General features: G+C 35.8%; 2 protein-coding genes. Both read left to right on the top strand.

Annotation, left to right across the window (positions count from 1 at the left end; genetic code table 11):
* Positions 1–151 precede the first annotated feature (151 nt).
* The gene (gene csm5, locus AB1422_19010; GenBank protein ID MEW6621392.1) at positions 152–1,138 is read left to right on the top strand and encodes a type III-A CRISPR-associated RAMP protein Csm5; all 987 of its coding nucleotides are present in this window, start codon (positions 152–154) and stop codon (positions 1,136–1,138) included.
* Positions 1,135–2,112: a hypothetical protein gene (locus AB1422_19015; GenBank protein MEW6621393.1), complete on the top strand. Its 978-nt coding sequence runs from the start codon at positions 1,135–1,137 to the stop codon at positions 2,110–2,112. The genes csm5 and AB1422_19015 overlap by 4 nt, the downstream gene beginning before the upstream one ends.
* Positions 2,113–2,211 lie beyond the last annotated feature (99 nt).

Consider the following 2,211-nt stretch of genomic DNA (forward strand, 5'->3'; position numbering starts at 1 on the left):
AATCGAGAGTGGGGACATTTGGAATCAACCCCTTTCTTGAAATGGAGAACAGCATATTGTCTCACTTGAGCTAAAATAAAAATAAGGACTTTATGCCCCTAAAACTAAAAAACTTGAACATCGAGTTATAGATATTCTAAGGGATAACCCAGTGGCATTAAATGAGTTTGGCAAGGGAGAATTTGAGATAAAAAGATTCCTGGATGACTACAAAATTTTATACAAGGATGTCGAAAAATACCATCTTGCCATTCTAACACCAGGGAAAGAGATAAATGAGTTTGTTAAGACAGGGTTTGGCAACCCTTATATCCCAGGAAGCTCAATCAAAGGAGCTCTGAGAACGGTAATCTTATGGCATCTCATAAAGAATTCACCACCAGATAAAATTAATGATAGATTAGACGAAATACTTAACAACCCTAAGGTAAAAAAAGAACAAGCAGATAATCTTCTTGATAAATATCTATTTGGGAAAGATGATAAATATCTATTTGGGAAAGAGCCGAACTATGATTTTTTAAGAGGATTACAGGTAGGGGATGTGGAGTTTGAAATAAAAAACCTTGCTGTAGAAGAGATAAGAACCTTAACCCTTACTAATGCTGATAACTATGGCTGGAAAAGGTGGCAGACTTTTGCTGAAGTGCTTCCTTTATCTGAATCTGTTAGCTCGTTGGTAAATATAGAGATAGATAATTTTTTATTCGAGCATCCAAAGGCAAAGGGAATACTCAAATTTGACCATAAAAAAGGATACCTTACCCAAATCCCTAAGATGTGCAATGATTATGCCAGGGTGTTTATCCAAAATGAGATTAAATTCTTTGCTGACTGCAAAATGCAACCACTTAAAAAATATTACGAAGAATTGTTAGCTAAAATACCTACTGACCACAGAAAAGGGGTTCTCCTTCATTTAGGTTGGGGAAGTGGTTGGCGAGGAATGACAGGAAATTATTTAGATAACCAGATGTTAAGAAGATTTAGAGGTAAATTCCGGATGGGGAAATCAATAAAAAATCCTCGTACTGGTAAATGGGAACAATTCCCTATCTTCCCAAAGACGCGCAGGATTGTTTTTAGAGATAATCAACCAGCCTATCCGTTGGGCTGGATAATGATGGAAGAAAAGTGAGGTGTAAATTAATGGCAAAGGCATTGTTTTATCCCATTGGTAATAGTGATATTCAGGTAAATTCTCATTTACGATTTGAAAGATTCTATGAAGTTACGCAGAAACTTGCTCAACTACTGAAAGATGAAGTAAAAAAGTGTAACGGGAAACTTAAGAGGATTTCCCAAGGACAAGGGATTGAATTTCAATTCATAAAAGAAGAAATCGAAGACTTGCAAGGAAAAGCTAATACAATAACCTTTCCAATATTCGCTCCATTAATGGAACATCTAAAAAACCGTGGTATTGATAGTCTTTATCTCATTGCTACCTCCCAGCAACCTTCACCACAGCGACAAGATACTATCTGGGCGGCTGAATTAATCAAAATCTATGCCCAACAGAGTTATAAAATTTCAAAGGTGGAAATTATTAAAATCACAAATAATCCATCAGACTACAACCTGATGAGTAAATTCTTTAAGGATTTGTTTAAACAGATGTTTCCTGAGATCAATACAAATCTTGAAAATTATGCCTTCCTTACCACTGGAACACCAGCTATGACTACTTCAATAGCTCTAAATATGGTAAGTCTTCCTGTCAAACATCTTTATGTTAGTCGAGAAGATTCAAAGATTTATGAGGTGAATGTATTTTCTGAGTTAAATCGTGAGAGATACATAGCCATCGTAACGCCTCTAATCCTCAATTATGAATATGGCCAGGCCATAAAGGTTATTCAACAGTCACCACTAAGGGCTAACTTTCAGTTGGTAAATTTACTGGAGGTAATGAAAGAGCGAGTCTTATTCAATTTTGATAAAGCGATGGAGTTAATCCACCTTTGTCAAGAAGAGCTCAGGAAGGAATTTACTGACCTTTCTAATCTTGCACAAAAAGAAGAGAAGGCTATTCTCTTAGAATTCCTTGCCCTTATAGAATTGAACTTTAAGAAGGGAGATTATCTAATACTCGATGTTCAAGTTTTTTAGTTTTAGGGGCATAAAGTCCTTATTTTTATTTTAGCTCAAGTGAGACAATATGCTGTTCTCCATTTCAAGAAAGGGGTTGATTCCAAATGTCCCCACTCT

The sequence above is a fragment of the bacterium genome (genome assembly GCA_040757115.1).
GTDB lineage: Bacteria > UBA9089 > CG2-30-40-21 > CG2-30-40-21 > SBAY01 > JBFLXS01.